The organism is Delftia sp. JD2 (assembly GCF_001682645.1).
GTDB classification, from domain to species: domain Bacteria; phylum Pseudomonadota; class Gammaproteobacteria; order Burkholderiales; family Burkholderiaceae_C; genus Comamonas; species Comamonas acidovorans.
This window is the reverse complement of record NZ_LFJT01000002.1, coordinates 122,123-137,055: the sequence shown is the minus strand read 5'-3', so window position 1 is coordinate 137,055 and position 14,933 is coordinate 122,123. Positions and strand designations below refer to the sequence as shown.

The window sequence follows — 14,933 nt, the reverse complement described above, 5'->3', positions numbered from 1 at the left end:
GCCCTGCCCCATTTCCCGACCGATCCATACGCAAGAGCCTTGCGAGAACCTTCCGAGAACCGTCCATGACCGCCCCCTCCACCGTCTCACGCGCCTCCGCGCGCTCCATGGCCCAGGTCTCGCTGTTTGCGGCGCTGATGGCGGTCATGGGCCTGATTCCCAAGATCGACCTGCCGCTGGGCGTGCCCATCACCATCCAGTCGCTGGGCGTGATGCTGGCCGGCGTGATGCTCGGCCCCTGGCGCGGCATGCAGTCCATGCTGCTGTTCCTCGCGGCCGTGGCCGTGGGCCTGCCCCTGCTGTCGGGCGGGCGCGGCGGCATTGCCGTCTTCATGGCGCCCTCGGCCGGCTACCTGCTGGGCTACCCGCTGGCGGCCTGCATTGCCGGCCTGGTCATGCGTGCGCTGCCCCAGGGCGCGCCCCGGCGCGCGGCGTTCAGCGCCTTTGCAGCCTCGGCGCTGGGCGGGCTGGTGGCCCTGCATGCCTTTGGCGTGCTGGGCCTCATGCTGATGGCCAAGCTCAGCCTGTCGCAGGCCTTCATGGCCACCTTGCTGTTCGTGCCCGGCGATCTGATCAAGTGCGTGCTGTGCGCCCTGGTGGTGCACACGGTGGCGCGCGGCATGCCGGACTGGCCGTTCGGAGGCCGCCAGCATGGTTGAGCCACTCGCGCCCCACCCGCTGGCCGCGCCGCTGCAGCACCCGTGGACCCTGGTCCATGGCCCGCTGGAGCATTGGGCCCGGCAGCGCCCCGATGCGATGGCGCTGCAAAGCGAGGCGGGCCAATGGAGCTTTGCCGCGCTGCATGCCGCCGTGCTGCAGCGCTCGGCCGCGCTGGTGGCCGGCCAGGCGCCAGAGATGCTGCTGCTGGACACGGGTGGCAGCGCCAGCACCGTGGATGCCATCGTCGAATTCCTCGCCATCCTGCACAGCGGCCGCTGTGCCGCCGTGGCCGACCCTGATTGGCCCGATGCCGTGCGCAGCCGCATCGAGGGCTGGCTACCCACGGCGCCCAGCGCTCTGGCCGAGGCCACCGCCACCGGCGCCTTCTACACCGGCTTCACCTCGGGCAGCACCGGGCTGCCCAAGGGCTTCATGCGCCACCACCGTTCGTGGACAGAGAGCTTTCGCGTCTGCCTCGAGGACTTCGGCCCCGTGGCCGCGCAGCGCACCATGGCGCCCGGGCGCATCTCGCATTCGCTGTTCCTGTTCGGCGTGATGCAGGGCCTGTGGTGCGGCGAAGGCGCCGTGGTGCAGGAGCGGTTCTCGGCGGCGCGCTGCCTGGCCAGCCTGGCGCGCGGCGAGGCGCCCTGCCTGGTCGCCGTGCCCAGCCAATTGCTGCTGATGCTGCAGTGGGCCGCACACCGCGCGCTGGCGCCCATCCCCGAGGTGGAGCTGATCATGATCAGCGGCGCGCGCTGGATGCGCGCCCAGACCCCGGCCCTGCGCGCGCTGTTTCCGCGCGCACGCATCATCGAGTTCTACGGCGCCTCGGAAGCCAGCTTCATCGCCTGGATGGAGGCCGACGAACAGGCCCCGCCCCAGGCCGTGGGCCGGCCCTTCAGCAATGTGCAGTTGCAGATCCGCCCCGCCACGCAGCAGCCCGGCGACCAGCCCCTGCAGCCAGGCGAGGACGGCCTGATCTACATGCGCAGCCCCATGCTGTTCATGGACTATGTGGGCGAGGCGCGCGATGGCACGGCCGCGCTGCGCGACGGCGAATGGCTGTCCGTGCGCGACATGGGCCATATCGATGCCGGCGGCCAGCTGTGCCTGGCCGGACGCCAGAGCCGCATGCTCGTCACCCAGGGCAAGAACCTGTTCCCCGAAGAAGTCGAGACCCTGTTGGCCGCGCACCCGGGCGTGGCCCAGGTCTCCATCCAAGGCCTGCCCGACGCCCTGCGCGGCATGCAGGTGCACGCCGTCGTGCAATGGCACGGCGCCGCGCCCGCAGGCTCCGCACAGGCGCTGTCGGCCTGGCTGCGCGAGCGCCTGGAAAGCTACAAGCTGCCGCGCCAATGGTGGAGCTGCACCGACTGGCCGCAGACCGCCAGCGGCAAGACCGACCATGGCCGGCTGGCGCGCATGCTGGCGGCCACTGCCACTGCCACGGACACTGGCCGGGCACTGCCCGGCGAACCCGCGCTGCTGCCCCTGCCATGAACCCGCAAGACGCCCCCGTCATCCTGGCCTGGGCGCGCAGCCCCGTCGCCCCCGTGGGCGGTGCGCTGCGCGAGCTTGCGGCGCACGAACTGGGCGCGCCCGTGCTCCAGGCCCTTCTGGCCCGCGCCGGCCTGCCGGCCCAGGCCGTGGATGCCGTGGATGCCGTGGTCTTAGGCAACGCCCTGGGCGCAGGCGGCAACCCGGCCCGCATGCTGGCCCTGGCTGCGGGCCTGCCGGAGCGCTGCGCGGCCCACAGCGTGGACACTCAATGCTGCTCTGGCCTGGACAGCGTGGCCCTGGCTGCGGGCCTGCTGCTGTCGGGCCAGGCCGATATCGTGGTGGCCGGGGGTGCCGAAGCCTGGAGCCGCGCCCCCATCCGCCAGACACGCCCGCGCCATGCAGGCGAGTTGCCCGTCACCTATGACCGCCCCGCGTTCGCTCCCGACCCCGCACGCGACCCGGACCTGCTGCAATCGGCCGCAGACCATGCGCTGGCCCATGGCATCACCCGCGCCGTTCAGGAGGCCCATGCCATCCACAGCCACGCGCTGGCGCTCGCGCACCGCGACCGGCTGGCCCAAGAGATCGTGCCCATGGCCGGGCTGGACCATGACGCCTATCCGCGCGCCTTGAACCCGGCCCGCGTTGCCCGCATGCCCGTGGTGGCCGAAGCGGCTGGCGCCGTTGACGCCCATGCACGCCAGCGCCATGCGCTGAGCACGCCCACCATCTCGCCCAAGGCCGATGGCGCAGCCCTGGTGCTGCTGGCCACGCCGCAGGCCTGTGCACGCCTGGGCCTGCAGCCACGCGCCCGCTGGGTGGCCAGTGCCTCGCTGGGCCATGCGCCGGAAACACCGCTGGTCGCCGCCGCACTGGCGGCCCAGCAGGTGCTGGAGCGCGGAGCCGCAGCGCTGCAGCTGCCTCGCCTGACTGCGGCAGAGCTCCAGGCTGTGGAGCTGCACGATGCCTTCGCCGTGCAGGCCCTGGCCTTTGCCGAAACCCTGGGCCTGCCGCTGCAGCAGCTCAACACCGGCGGCGGTGGCCTGGCGCGCGGCCATCCCATAGGCGCATCGGGCGCGGTTGCGCTGGTGCGCATGCTCTCAGACCTGCACCGCACGCCAGCAGCCCACAGGCCGGCCCTGGGCCTGGCCGCCATTGCAGGGGCTGGCGGCATAGGCGCGGCCTGCCTGGTGCAGGCGCTTTGAATCCATGGACTCCGCATTTCCCATGTCCGCCAACCCACCGTCCGACACCCTTCCCTTTGGCGATGCGCATGAGGCCCTGGTGCACGCGCGCCGCTCCGTGCGCGCCTACCGGCCCGATCCCGTGCCGGATGCGCTGCTGCACCAGTTGCTGCAATCGGCCCGCCGGGCGCCCAGCGGCGGCAACCTGCAGCCCGGCCAGTTCATCCAGGTACGCGGCAGCCTGCGCGGCGCACTCACACAGGCGTTGCTGGCCGACTGGCAAGGCGGAGCACCTGAGCGCGAGGACTACGGCTACTTCCCCCGCCCCATGCCCATGGCGCTGCGCAAGCGCCAGGTGGCGTCGGCCCAGGCCCTGTACAGCGCCCTGGGCGTGGCCCGCGAGGACCGCGCCGGGCGCGACGCGCAGTTCGGCCGCAACTACCGCTTCTTCGACGCGCCCGTGGCTCTGGTCGTGAGCATCGACGCCCGCTTCGGCGCAGGCGGCTACATGGACCTGGGTATGACCCTGTACGGCCTGCAAATGGCCGCAGCCGCCCAGGGCCTGGGCAGCTGCGCCATCGGCGCCCTGGCCTCCTACCCCGACACCGTGCGCCGCGTGCTCGACCTTGCGCCCGGCGAGCACATCGTCTGCGGCCTGGCCCTGGGCTGGCCCGACGAGGCCGCCCCCGTCAACCGCACCCAGACCACCCGCGCACCGCTGACCGAATACTTCAGAGTGCTGGGAGAATAAAAAAAGCTGCCGAAATCGGCAGCTTTGCGAGCTCGCGCCCACTAGTACGGGTCATGGCGATGGCACCACCAAGGCCCAACTCGGGGACACCGAGGAAGGGCAGCCCCGCACCGAGGGTGTCGTCCCCCTCCCCCGCGAAGCGGGTAGAGAGGGGGAAGGCGCGTCAGCGCCTCAGGGGGTGCGTTCTTCAAAACGCAGGAATCACCGACCCCTTGAACTGCACATCGATGAACTGGCGCACTTCATCGGAGTGGTAGGCCTTGATCAGCTGCGCCACCCAGGGCTTGCCCTTGTCGGCATCGCGCGCGACCAGGATGTTCACATAGGGGTTCTTGGCGTTTTCCTGCGCAATGGCATCGGTCTTGGGGTTCAGGCCCGCCGAGATCGCGAAGTTGGTGTTGATGGCCGAGGCGTCCAGGTCATCCAGCGAGCGTGGCAGCTGGGCTGCGTCCAGCTCCACGAAGCGCAGCTTCTTGGGGTTGGAGACCACGTCCAGCGGCGTGGCCTTCAGGCCCGCGCTTTCCTTGAGCTTGATCAGGCCCTGGGCCTGCAGCAGCAGCAGCACGCGGCCACCGTTGGTGGGGTCGTTGGGGATGCCGAACTTGGCGCCCTGGGGCAGGTCGGCCAGCTGCTTGATCTTCTTGGAATAGATGCCGATGGGGAAATTCACCGTGTCGGCCACCCAGCCGATCTTGTAGCCGCGGTCGCGCACCTGGGCGTCGAGGTAGGGGCGGTGCTGGTAGCTGTTGGCGTCCAGGTCACCGGCAGACAGCGCGGCATTGGGCTGCACGTAGTCGCCGAATTCCACGATCTGGATCTTCAGGCCGTTCTTCTCGGCGACCTTCTTGACCTGTTCCATGATCTGGGCGTGCGGGCCGGCCGTGACGCCGACCTTGATGGGCTTGTCCTGCGCCTGCGCGGGCATGGCCAGCAGGGTCATGGCGGCGGTGCTGGCAATCGCGGCGGCCGTGAGCGTGCGGCGGAGGAAATGGCGCTTGGTGGGCATGGATGCGGTTCCTTGTAACCTGTCAAAAACACAGGCGCACACTGTAGCGCCAACACAGCGCGCGGCGGCCGTACCGGCACACTGCGGCTAGACAGTTTTTTCAGTAGCTCACAACCGGCGCCGCAGCGCGGACGTCAGCGGTCCTGGAACTCGGGCGTTGCCATCACCTGGTGGGCCACGACGTCCAGTACGGGATGGGGTTGTTCCTGGCGGTCTATCCAGACCTTGGGCGTGAAGCTGCCACGCAGCGCCACGGCATCGCCTTCGATCAGATTGCGCAGCACCTCGCAGGCCTGGGCATCGAATGCAACCACGTTGACCGGGATGGAGGTGCCATCGGATGCCTCGGAGCGCACGCGGGCCACCATGAAGGGGCGCCGATTGCGGTCGCTGCGGTGTTCGGGCGTACCGGTGAGTCTGCCGGTAATCAGTCCATCCATCATGTGCGAGACCAGGAAGAAATCGTCAGTTACAAAAGACGCCATTGTAGGTGCAGGTTTTACGTGCCCAGACCGGGACGCGCATCTTCGCGGTGCATGGACTTTTCATGCGCTGGCTGCCCTCGCCATCCGTGATGGACCTGCCTGGCGAAGCTGCACTTGCACATGCCCTTGCTCTTCGCGGCAAGGCGCCATCGCGCGCAAAATCGAACGCGCAAAAAAACGAACGTACAAAGCAAAAAGCTCCTGACGTTTCCGTCAGGAGCTTTGCGTTTTGGTCGGCGTGGCGGGATTCGAACTCGCGACCCCTTGCACCCCATGCAAGTGCGCTACCAGGCTGCGCTACACGCCGAAGCATTGAATTATAGAGACTAAAAACAGGCCTTCAGGGAAAACGCAGAGATTTTTCAAAAATGTCTGCAAATTCCTGAAATGGCGACGATCAGCCCACGCATCTTCTCACCCCTGATGCGTGGCGCGCACGTGGTCCAGCAAGGCCTCCAACGGATGGCGCAACTGGCGTGCAGACAGTCGCTTGACCTGGCTGCGGCAGGAGTAGCCGGTGGCCAGCGGCTCGCCCAGGTTCTGCTTGCTCTCGATCTGTTTCCCCCATGACTGGGCATAGATGGTCTTGGAGGTTTCGAGGTTGCGCGCCTCATGCCCGTAGGTGCCCGACATGCCGCAGCAGCCCGTGGCCTCCACGCTCAGGCGCAGCCCCCGCCGCTCGAAAAGCTGCGTCCACTGCTTGCCGCTGTCGGGCGCATTGGTCTTTTCAGTGCAGTGCGGCAGCAGCCGGTAGGCCACGCTGGCCACGCTGGTCACTGCCTCGGGCAGCACCTGCAGCAGCCATTCCTGGGGCAGCGCGACCTTCGGCACCTCGCCCATGCCCGGCACCTTGAGGTATTCCTGCCGATAGGCCAGCGTCATGGCCGGGTCCAGCCCCACCAGCGCAACGCCGGACTGCGCCAGTTGCGCCAGCTGCGCGGCATTGCGGATGGCCGCCTTGGCAAAGGCACCCATGAATCCCTGCACATGCAGCGGCTTGCCATTGGGCAGCAGCGGCGCCAGCCAGACCTGAAACCCCAGGCGCGCCGCAAGCTCGATCAGCACCTGCAGCTGGCCGGTCTCGAAGTAACGGGTAAAGCTGTCCTGCACGATGACCACGCTGCGCGCGCGCTGCTCGGGCGTGAGCGCGGCCAGCGCCTGCGCATCGGCCGCGCGCACCTTCCATTGCCGCAAGGTGGCTGCCAGGTCCAGCCGGCTCAGCAGCGGGCCATCGACCATGCCGATGCGACGGCTGAGCACATCGCGCATCCATGGCGAGCCCATCACCCCGTTGTAGAGCGCGGGCATGCGCGCCAGCCAGGGCATGGTGAACTCCAGCGAGCCGATCAGGTAGTCGCGCACGGGCCGCAGGTAGCGGCGGTGGTAGAGCTCCAGAAAGCGCGAGCGGAACTCGGGCACGTTGACCTTGACGGGACACTGCCCGGCGCAGGACTTGCAGGCCAGGCAGCCGGCCATGGCGTCATAGACCTCGTGCGAGAAATCGGCCTCGCCGCGGCGCGCCGCGCGGCTGTTGCGCCAGCGCGCGGCCAGGCTGGACAGGAAGGGCTGGGGCCGCTGCGCGACCTCCAGCACGTTCACGCCGGCCTGCCCCTGCAGGCGCAGCCATTCGCGCATCAGCGAGGCCCGGCCCTTGGGCGAATGCACGCGCTGGCGCGTGGCCTTCCAGGACGGGCACATGGCGTCGTCCGGGTCGAAGTTGTAGCAGGCGCCATTGCCGTTGCAGTGCATGGCCGCGCCATAGCTTTGCCATACGCGCTCGTCGATCTGCCGGTCCAGCTCGCCGCGCGTGGTGACGCCGTCCACCTTGAGCAGCAAGGTCTTGCTGGCCGGCGGCGTGGCGATCTTGCCGGGGTTGAGCTGGTTGTGCGGGTCGAAGGCGGCCTTGAGCTGCTGCAGCGAGGGATACAGCTCGCCGAAGAAGGCCGGCACATATTCGGAGCGCAGGCCCTTGCCGTGCTCGCCCCACAGCAGGCCGCCATGGCGCTGCGTGAGTTCGGCCACCGCGTCGGAGATGGGGCGCACCAGGGCGGCGTCCACGGGGTTCTTCATGTCCAGGATGGGGCGCACATGCAGCACGCCGGCATCGACGTGGCCGAACATGCCGTACTGCAGGCCGTGGCTGTCCAGCAGCGCGCGGAACTCGGCAATGAACTCGGGCAGGTTCTCGGGCGGCACGGCCGTGTCTTCGACAAAGGGCTGGGGCCGTGCCTCGCCCGCCACGTTGCCCAGCAGGCCCACGGCGCGCTTGCGCATGGCATAGACGCGGTGCACCGCTGCATTGCCCGCCGCCAGCGTGTGGCCCAGCCGCTCCACCGAGGCGTCGGCGCCCAGGTGGGCGAGGAAGGCCTGCACGCGGCCATCGACCTCCTGCGGATCGTCGCCGCTGAATTCCACCAGGTTGATGCCCAGCGTAGGGCGCTGGCCGTCCTGCGGGAAGTACTCGGCCACGCTGCTCCAGACGAAGTCCTTCATGGCCAGCAACAGCACCTTGGAATCCACCGTCTCGATGGACAGCGGCCGGTGCGCCATCAGCGCGCGCGCATCGCGCAGCGCATCCATGAAGCCCGCATAGCGCACGTTGACCAACACCGAATAGCGGGGAATGGGCAGCACGTTGAGCTTCGCCTCCACCACGAAGCCCAGCGAGCCTTCGGCGCCGCACAGCACGCTGTTGAGGTTGAAGCGCCCGTCGCCTACGCGCAGATGGGCCAGGTCATAGCCGGTGAGGCAGCGGTTGAGCTTGGGGAATCTGGCCTCGATCAACTCCGCCTGGTCCTCGCTGATGCGCCGCGCCGTGCGGTGCACCTTGCCGATGCGGCCCGAATCGGCGCACATGCGCTCCAGCGCCTCGGCATCCAGCGGCGCGCTGTGCAGGCGCTCGCCGCCGAGCAGCACGAAGTCCAGCGCCAGCACGTGGTCGCGCGTCTTGCCATAGGTGCAGCTGCCCTGCCCGCTGGCATCGGTGTTGATCATCCCGCCGATGGTGGCGCGGTTGGAGGTGGACAGCTCGGGGGCAAAGAACAGCCCGTATGGCTTGAGCGCGGCGTTGAGCTGGTCCTTGACCACGCCTGCCTGCACGCGCACCCAGCGCTGCTCGGCATTGATTTCGAGGATGCCGTTCATGTGCCGCGACAAGTCCATGGTCACGCCATGCGTGAGCGACTGCCCGTTCGTGCCTGTGCCGCCGCCGCGCGGTGTCAGCACCACATCGCGGAACTCAGGCCGCGCCAGCACCTGCGCCGCGCTGGCCACATCCTCGGCGTGACGCGGGTAGATGGCCGCCTGCGGCATGCGCTGGTAGATGGAGTTGTCCGTGGCCAGCACGGTGCGGCTGGCATGGTCCGTGTCCACGTCGCCCTCGAAGCCGGCGGCCTTCAACGCTTCAAGAAACTCAAGGTATTGGGCAGGCACGGGGGCGCTGGCGTGGGGCAGTGGGGCAATCGACATGGACGGCAAGGTGGGGAGATTTGTTGCAGGCGATCAGCCCAGAAAACCCATGCATGCAATACACGATTTCAGGCCGACCATGGCCGCAAGTATCCCTACACTCTTCCTCTGGAACAAACGAAAATTGCTGCCGCAAACACTGCATAAAACTCATGAATTACCGACGACTGACGCCCTCCATGTCCCTGCTGCTGGTCTTCGAGGCGGCCGCGCGCCACGAAAGCTATGCGCGTGCGGCCGAGGAGCTGTCGCTCAGCCAGAGCGCCATCAGCCGGCAGGTGCAGACGCTGGAGGCGCAGCTGGGCATCAGCCTGTTCCGCCGCGAGGGCCGCACGGTGCGCCTGACCGATGTGGGGCGCCGCTACTTCATCGACCTGGGCGCCGCGCTGGGCCGCATACGCAGCGCCACCCTGCAGGCCATGTCACGCCAGTCCGGCGGCGGCACGCTCAACCTGGCCACCCTGCCCACCTTCGGCTCCAAATGGCTGCTGCCGCACCTGCATGGCTTCTACCAGGCGCAGCCCGGGGTGACGATGCACATCCACTCGCGCATCGGCGATATCGATTTCGACAGCGCAGAGATAGACGCCGCCATCACCGTGGGCACGGGAGACTGGCCCGGGCTGACCGCGCATCGCCTGTACCACGAGTTTCTGGTGGCGGTGGCCAGCCCGCAGGCGCTGCAGCAGGCCGGGCAGGCAGCAGCCTCGCCGGATTGGGCGGGCCAGCAGGTGCTGCTCACGGTGGCCAGCAACCGGCAGGCCTGGAGCGAGTGGTTCACGCACTATCGGCTCGATCACCGGCAGATGCGGATAGGGCCGAGCTTCGAGCTGACCTCGCACCTGATACAGGCCGTGCTGGCAGGCATGGGCGTGGGCCTGGTGCCACGGGTACTGGTGGAAGAGGAGATAGCGCGCGGTGAGCTGCACGTGGTGGGAGACGCCATCCCCAGCCAGCGCAGCTACTACCTGGTCTATCCCGAGAGGAACGCGACACTGCCGGCGCTGGTAGCCTTCCGGCAATGGCTGCTTGCAACCTGCGCCCAGGGTTGATTCCTGCGCAACGGCCGCTCCCCTTCAGCGGTTGGTAGCGGCTGACGATGGCACAAAGAAAAACGGACCACAGCCAGAAGCTGTGGTCCGTATTCATTTATGGTCGGCGTGGCGGGATTCGAACTCGCGACCCCTTGCACCCCATGCAAGTGCGCTACCAGGCTGCGCTACACGCCGAAGAATTCAATTATATACAGCTTTTTGCTCTCAAATAGAAAGCAGCGCACGAATCTGCAAAAGCTCCTCGCGCACGGCCTCCGGCTCCAGCGGAACGCTGGCCGCGGCATCGCCACCGAGCAGCGGCGCGGCAGCCGGCGCCGACACCACGACACCGGCCTGCATCGCGGGAACCACGGCAGACCCCGAGGCCTCACGCAGGCGGTTGCGCGCGCCGTTGATGGTGAAGCCCTGTTCGTACAGCAGCTCACGGATGCGCCGGATCATGAGCACTTCGTGGTGCTGGTAGTAGCGGCGATTGCCGCGCCGCTTCATGGGACGCAGCTGCGTGAACTCCTGCTCCCAATAGCGCAGCACATGCGGCTTGACGTCGCACAGATCCGCGACCTCACCGATGGTGAAGTAGCGCTTGGCGGGAATCTGGGGCAGAAGTGAAGCCATGGCAAATGTGGATGAGGTCAGGATGTGCAATGCCGCTGGTGCGCGGATGCCGATCCGGGAAGAAGGCCGAGCCTACTGCACAGCTCGCTTGCAGGCCAGCACCCTGTCGTAAAAACAGCCCATCCACCGCAAGGCAGACAGGCTGACGACAGCTGGGCCACGGCAAGCCGGGCCCCGGGGGGCGACCCTTCAGGACGCGGAGCCCGTCGTGCCTTCCTGGATCTGCTCCTTGAGCTTGCTGCTCGCATGGAAGGTCACGACGCGGCGCGCCTCGATCGGAATGGCCTCGCCCGTGCGCGGATTGCGCCCCGGACGCGGTGCCTTGGTGCGGATCTGGAAGTTGCCGAAGCCCGACAGCTTCACATCCTCGCCCGTCACCAGGCTTTGCGAGATCAGCTCGAAGAACGCATCCACCATTTCCTTGGATTCGCGCTTGTTCAGGCCGATCTCGTCGAACAGCAGGTCCGCCAGTTGCGCCTTGGTCAGCGCGGGCGAATCAAGACTTTCCACCGTCAGTTCCATCACGGGATCTCCTTTCACGGCATGGGCCTTCCATCAGGCGCGCAGGCGCGCGCCCAGGCGTTGCTGCAGCTGCTCGAGCACGGCCTGCACGGCCTGTTCGATCTGCACATCGGTCAGCGAGCTGTCGTCATGGCCCAGCGTCAGGCGCACGGCCAGGCTCTTTTCGTCCTGCGCCAGCGCGCCCGGTGCCGCTGTCTCGCCGGCCTTGAGCGCCTTGGGACGGAACACATCGAACAGCACGGCAGAGCGCAGCAGGCCGCCGGTCTGGGCAGCTTCCACTGCCTGCATCAGCTGAGCATGCGTGGCCTTTTCGTTCACGACCACGGCAATGTCGCGCTCCACGGCCTGGTGCTTGGCCACGGGCTTGAACACCGGCACCTCGCGCGCCAGCACGGCATCGAGCTCCAGCTCGAACAGCACGGGCGCCTGGGCCAGATCCCATTGCTGGCGCCACTGGGGATGCAGCTCGCCGACGAAGCCGATGGACTGGCCATCGAGCAGCACGCGCGCGCAGCGGCCCGGGTGCATGGCAGGATGCTCGGCCGGCTCGAACACGGGCTTGCGCGGCGCCAGCAGCGCCTCGACATCGCCCTTGACGTCGTAGAAGTCCACCTTGGCTTCGGCGCGGCCCCATTGCAGCTGCTCTCCAGCACCCCAGGCCAGGCCCGCCACGCGCATGGGCTGGTAGAAGCCCTTGACCGTGGTGTCGCTGTCAACAACGCTGTCATCCTTGAGGAAGACACGGCCCAGCTCGAACACGCGCACGCGCTCGGCCTTGCGGTCGGCATTGAACTTGAGCACCTGCATGAGCGAGCCAATGAGGCTGGAGCGCATCACGCTGAGCTGGCTTGCGATGGGGTTGAGCAGCTGGATGGGATTGGCGTTGCCAGCCAGATCCTTCTCCCACGCGGCTTCCACAAAGCTGAAGTTGATGGTTTCCTGGTAGCCCAGATCGGCCAGCGCGCGGCGCACGGCGAACTGGCTGCGGCGGTTTTCGGCGCGCAGCTTGGGCGCAATGGGCGCCAGCGGCTTGGTCGTGGGCAGGTTCTCGTAACCCACCATGCGCGCCACTTCCTCGATCAGGTCTTCCTCGATGTTGATGTCGAAGCGGAAGCTGGGCGGCGTGACGGTGAGCACGCCATCGCCCTGCTCCACCGGCAGGCCCAGGCCGGCCAGCGCATCGAGGCACTGCTGCTGCGTGAGCGGCATGCCGATGACCTTGGCCGCACGCGCCACGCGCAGCGTGACGGGCTTGGGCTGGGGCATGTTGGCCTGCTGGTCGTCGATGGGGCCGCAGACGGTCTCGGGCGTGCCGCAGATCTGCAGCACCAGCTCGGTGATGCGCTCGATGTGCTCGACCGTCAGTTCGGGATCGACACCCCGCTCGAAGCGGTGGCCCGCATCGGTGGAGAAGTTGTAGCGGCGCGAACGGCCGGCAATCGACTTGGGCCACCAGAATGCGGCCTCGATGTAGATGTGGCGCGTGTCGTCGGACACGGCTGTGGCGTCGCCGCCCATGATGCCGGCCAGCGACTCGACTTCGCGGTCATCGGCGATCACGCCCACCTGTCCATCCACGGTGACGGTGTTGCCGTTGAGCAGCTTGAGCTGCTCGCCTTCCGTGCCCCAGCGCACCTGCAGGCCGCCGTGGATCTTGTCCAGGTCGAAGATGTGCGAAGGACGGCCCAGCTCGAACATCACATAGTTGGAGATGTCCACCAGCGGCGCCACGCTGCGCTGGCCGCAGCGCGCCAGGCGATCGACCATCCACTGCGGCGTCTTCGCCTGGGTGTTGACATTGCGCACCACGCGGCCCGAGAAGCGGCCGCACAGGTCGGGCGCCTCGATCTTCACGGCCAGCCTGTCCTGCACGCCCACGGCGGCAGGCGTGAACGACTGGGGCTTGAGCGGCGCGCCGGTCAGCGCAGCCACTTCGCGCGCCACGCCGTAGACGCTCAGGCAATGCGCCAGATTGGGCGTGAGCTTGAGCGTGAGCAGCGTGTCATCCAGGTTCAGGTATTCGCGGATGTTCTGGCCCAGAGGCGCGTCCAGCGGCAGCTCCATCAGGCCGCCATGGTCCTCGGACAGCTTGAGCTCGCGTGCCGAGCACAGCATGCCGAAGCTCTCCACACCGCGCAGCTTGCCGATCTTGATCAGGAAAGGCTTGCCATCTTCACCGGGCGGCAGCTCGGCGCCCACCGTGGCGCAGGGCACGCGGATGCCCACGCGCGCGTTGGGCGCGCCGCAGACGATGGTCAGCAGCTCGGGTCCGCCCACATCGACCTGGCACACGCGCAGGCGATCGGCATTGGGATGCTGCTCGGCAGCCTTGATCTCACCGACGACGATCTTGGTGAACGGCGGCGCCACGGGCTCCAGCTCCTCCACCTCCAGGCCGGCCATGGTCAGGGTGTCGGCCAGTTCTTGGGTGGTCAGCGGCGGATTGCAGAACTCGCGCAGCCAGGATTCGGGAAATTGCATATCAGACTCTTTGGCGTTGGTTCAGTCCGCGCGCCGTGGCGCTGGCGGACTCTTTGGCGAAGGCTTGCAGCCGGATCAACGGAATTGCGACAGGAAGCGGATATCGCCGTCAAAAAACAGTCGCAGATCGTTGACGCCATAGCGCAGCATGGTCAGGCGGTCAGGCCCCATGCCAAAGGCAAAGCCGATGTACTTTTCGGGGTCCAGCCCCATGTTGCGCACCACGTTGGGGTGCACCTGGCCGGAGCCGGCCACTTCCAGCCAGCGGCCGGCCAGCGGGCCGCTCTGGAACTGGATGTCGATCTCGGCGCTGGGCTCGGTGAAGGGGAAGAAGCTGGGGCGAAAGCGCAGCACCAGGTCGTCGCTCTCGAAGAAGGTCTTGCAGAAGTCGGTGAAGACCACCTTCAGGTCCTTGAAGCTGACGTTCTCGCCAATCCACAGGCCTTCGCACTGGTGGAACATGGGCGAGTGCGTGGCATCGCTGTCCACGCGGTAGGTGCGGCCCGGCGCGATCACGCGGATCTCGGGCATGCCCTGGCCGGCGTCGAGCCGCTCACGGTATTTCTTGACGTGCTGCACAGCGTGGCGCACCTGCATGGGGCTGGTGTGCGTGCGCAGCAGATTGGGAGCCTGTTCCGTGCCGCCTTCCACGTAGAAGGTGTCGTGCATGGAACGGGCGGGATGGTCTTCCGGCGTGTTCAGCGCCGTGAAGTTGAACCAGTCGGACTCGATCTCGGGGCCCTCGGCCACATCGAAGCCCATGGAGCCGAAGATGCCCTCGATGCGCTCCAGCGTCAGCGACACGGGGTGCAGGCCGCCCTGCCCGCGGCGACGGCCCGGCAAGGTCACATCCAGCACCTCGGCCTTCAGGTGGGCCTGCAGTTCGGCATCGGCCAGGGCCTTGCGGCGCGCGGTCAGCGCGGCCTCGATGCCTTGCTTGGCCACGTTGATGGCGGCTCCGCGCGACTTCTTCTCTTCGACGGAAAGCTGCGCCATGCCCTTCATGAGCTCGGTCACCTTGCCCGACTTGCCCAGAAACTGCGCCTTGGCGTTTTCCAGATCAGCGGGGGTTTGTGCCTGCGCGAACAGCTGCTGCGCGCTCTCGACCAGAGAATCCAACTCGTTCATATCGACTCTTTATCGACTGTGAAAAGAAACAAGGGCTAGCAGCCTTTTCAAGCCCTAGCCCTTGCTGTTTGCGCTGCA

The 14,933-nt window shown here is 67.5% G+C and carries 12 protein-coding genes and 2 tRNA genes; 5 read left to right on the top strand and 9 right to left on the bottom strand.

Going from position 1 to position 14,933, the window contains the following annotated elements:
* The first annotated feature begins 65 nt into the window (after positions 1 to 65).
* Genes ACM14_RS01760 through ACM14_RS01745 form a run of 4 tightly spaced genes read left to right on the top strand, consistent with a single transcriptional unit; the run spans position 66 to position 4,095 of the window.
* The gene (locus ACM14_RS01760) at positions 66 to 659 is read left to right on the top strand and encodes a biotin transporter BioY (protein WP_012206400.1); all 594 of its coding nucleotides are present in this window, start codon (positions 66 to 68) and stop codon (positions 657 to 659) included.
* Positions 652 to 2,160, top strand: a complete 1,509-nt coding sequence (locus ACM14_RS01755; RefSeq protein WP_065345076.1) for an AMP-binding protein — start codon at positions 652 to 654, stop codon at positions 2,158 to 2,160. The genes ACM14_RS01760 and ACM14_RS01755 overlap by 8 nt, the downstream gene beginning before the upstream one ends.
* Positions 2,157 to 3,365 carry a thiolase family protein gene (locus ACM14_RS01750; protein ID WP_065345075.1) on the top strand — a complete coding sequence of 403 codons (1,209 nt, stop codon included), beginning with the start codon at positions 2,157 to 2,159 and terminating at the stop codon, positions 3,363 to 3,365. The genes ACM14_RS01755 and ACM14_RS01750 overlap by 4 nt, the downstream gene beginning before the upstream one ends.
* Before the next feature lie 4 nt (positions 3,366 to 3,369).
* Positions 3,370 to 4,095 carry a nitroreductase gene (locus ACM14_RS01745; protein WP_016453292.1) on the top strand — a complete coding sequence of 242 codons (726 nt, stop codon included), beginning with the start codon at positions 3,370 to 3,372 and terminating at the stop codon, positions 4,093 to 4,095.
* Positions 4,096 to 4,282: 187 nt separating this feature from the next.
* Here the strand turns inward: ACM14_RS01745 and ACM14_RS01740 are convergent, their stop codons facing one another.
* From ACM14_RS01740 to ACM14_RS01725, 4 genes are all read right to left on the bottom strand, one after another.
* Positions 4,283 to 5,101: a MetQ/NlpA family ABC transporter substrate-binding protein gene (locus tag ACM14_RS01740; protein WP_012206404.1), complete on the bottom strand. Its 819-nt coding sequence runs from the start codon at positions 5,099 to 5,101 to the stop codon at positions 4,283 to 4,285.
* 134 nt (positions 5,102 to 5,235) lie between these two features.
* Positions 5,236 to 5,586: a single-stranded DNA-binding protein gene (locus ACM14_RS01735; RefSeq protein WP_012206405.1), complete on the bottom strand. Its 351-nt coding sequence runs from the start codon at positions 5,584 to 5,586 to the stop codon at positions 5,236 to 5,238.
* A gap of 230 nt (positions 5,587 to 5,816) precedes the next feature.
* Positions 5,817 to 5,893: transfer RNA gene (locus tag ACM14_RS01730), tRNA-Pro, on the bottom strand.
* 107 nt (positions 5,894 to 6,000) lie between these two features.
* Positions 6,001 to 9,054: an FAD-binding and (Fe-S)-binding domain-containing protein gene (locus tag ACM14_RS01725; RefSeq protein ID WP_065345074.1), complete on the bottom strand. Its 3,054-nt coding sequence runs from the start codon at positions 9,052 to 9,054 to the stop codon at positions 6,001 to 6,003.
* A 152-nt stretch (positions 9,055 to 9,206) separates the two neighbouring features.
* On the opposite strand from ACM14_RS01725, the gene ACM14_RS01720 reads away from it, so the two are divergent.
* Complete coding sequence (locus tag ACM14_RS01720; RefSeq protein WP_065345073.1) at positions 9,207 to 10,106, top strand: LysR substrate-binding domain-containing protein; 900 nt, start codon at positions 9,207 to 9,209, stop codon at positions 10,104 to 10,106.
* Positions 10,107 to 10,206: 100 nt separating this feature from the next.
* On the opposite strand, the gene ACM14_RS01715 is transcribed toward ACM14_RS01720, so the two are convergent.
* The 5 genes from ACM14_RS01715 to pheS all read right to left on the bottom strand — a co-directional run bounded on the left by ACM14_RS01715 (position 10,207) and on the right by pheS (position 14,855).
* Positions 10,207 to 10,283, bottom strand: a tRNA-Pro gene (locus ACM14_RS01715).
* 30 nt (positions 10,284 to 10,313) lie between these two features.
* Positions 10,314 to 10,724, bottom strand: a complete 411-nt coding sequence (locus tag ACM14_RS01710) for a MerR family transcriptional regulator (RefSeq protein WP_065345072.1) — start codon at positions 10,722 to 10,724, stop codon at positions 10,314 to 10,316.
* A 189-nt stretch (positions 10,725 to 10,913) separates the two neighbouring features.
* The gene (locus tag ACM14_RS01705) at positions 10,914 to 11,246 is read right to left on the bottom strand and encodes an integration host factor subunit alpha (RefSeq protein WP_012206409.1); all 333 of its coding nucleotides are present in this window, start codon (positions 11,244 to 11,246) and stop codon (positions 10,914 to 10,916) included.
* Positions 11,247 to 11,279: 33 nt separating this feature from the next.
* Positions 11,280 to 13,727 (bottom strand): phenylalanine--tRNA ligase subunit beta, encoded by a 2,448-nt coding sequence (pheT, locus tag ACM14_RS01700; RefSeq protein WP_065345071.1) that lies wholly within the window; start codon positions 13,725 to 13,727, stop codon positions 11,280 to 11,282.
* A 75-nt stretch (positions 13,728 to 13,802) separates the two neighbouring features.
* Positions 13,803 to 14,855, bottom strand: a complete 1,053-nt coding sequence (gene pheS / locus ACM14_RS01695) for a phenylalanine--tRNA ligase subunit alpha (RefSeq protein WP_012206411.1) — start codon at positions 14,853 to 14,855, stop codon at positions 13,803 to 13,805.
* Positions 14,856 to 14,933: the final 78 nt, after the last annotated feature.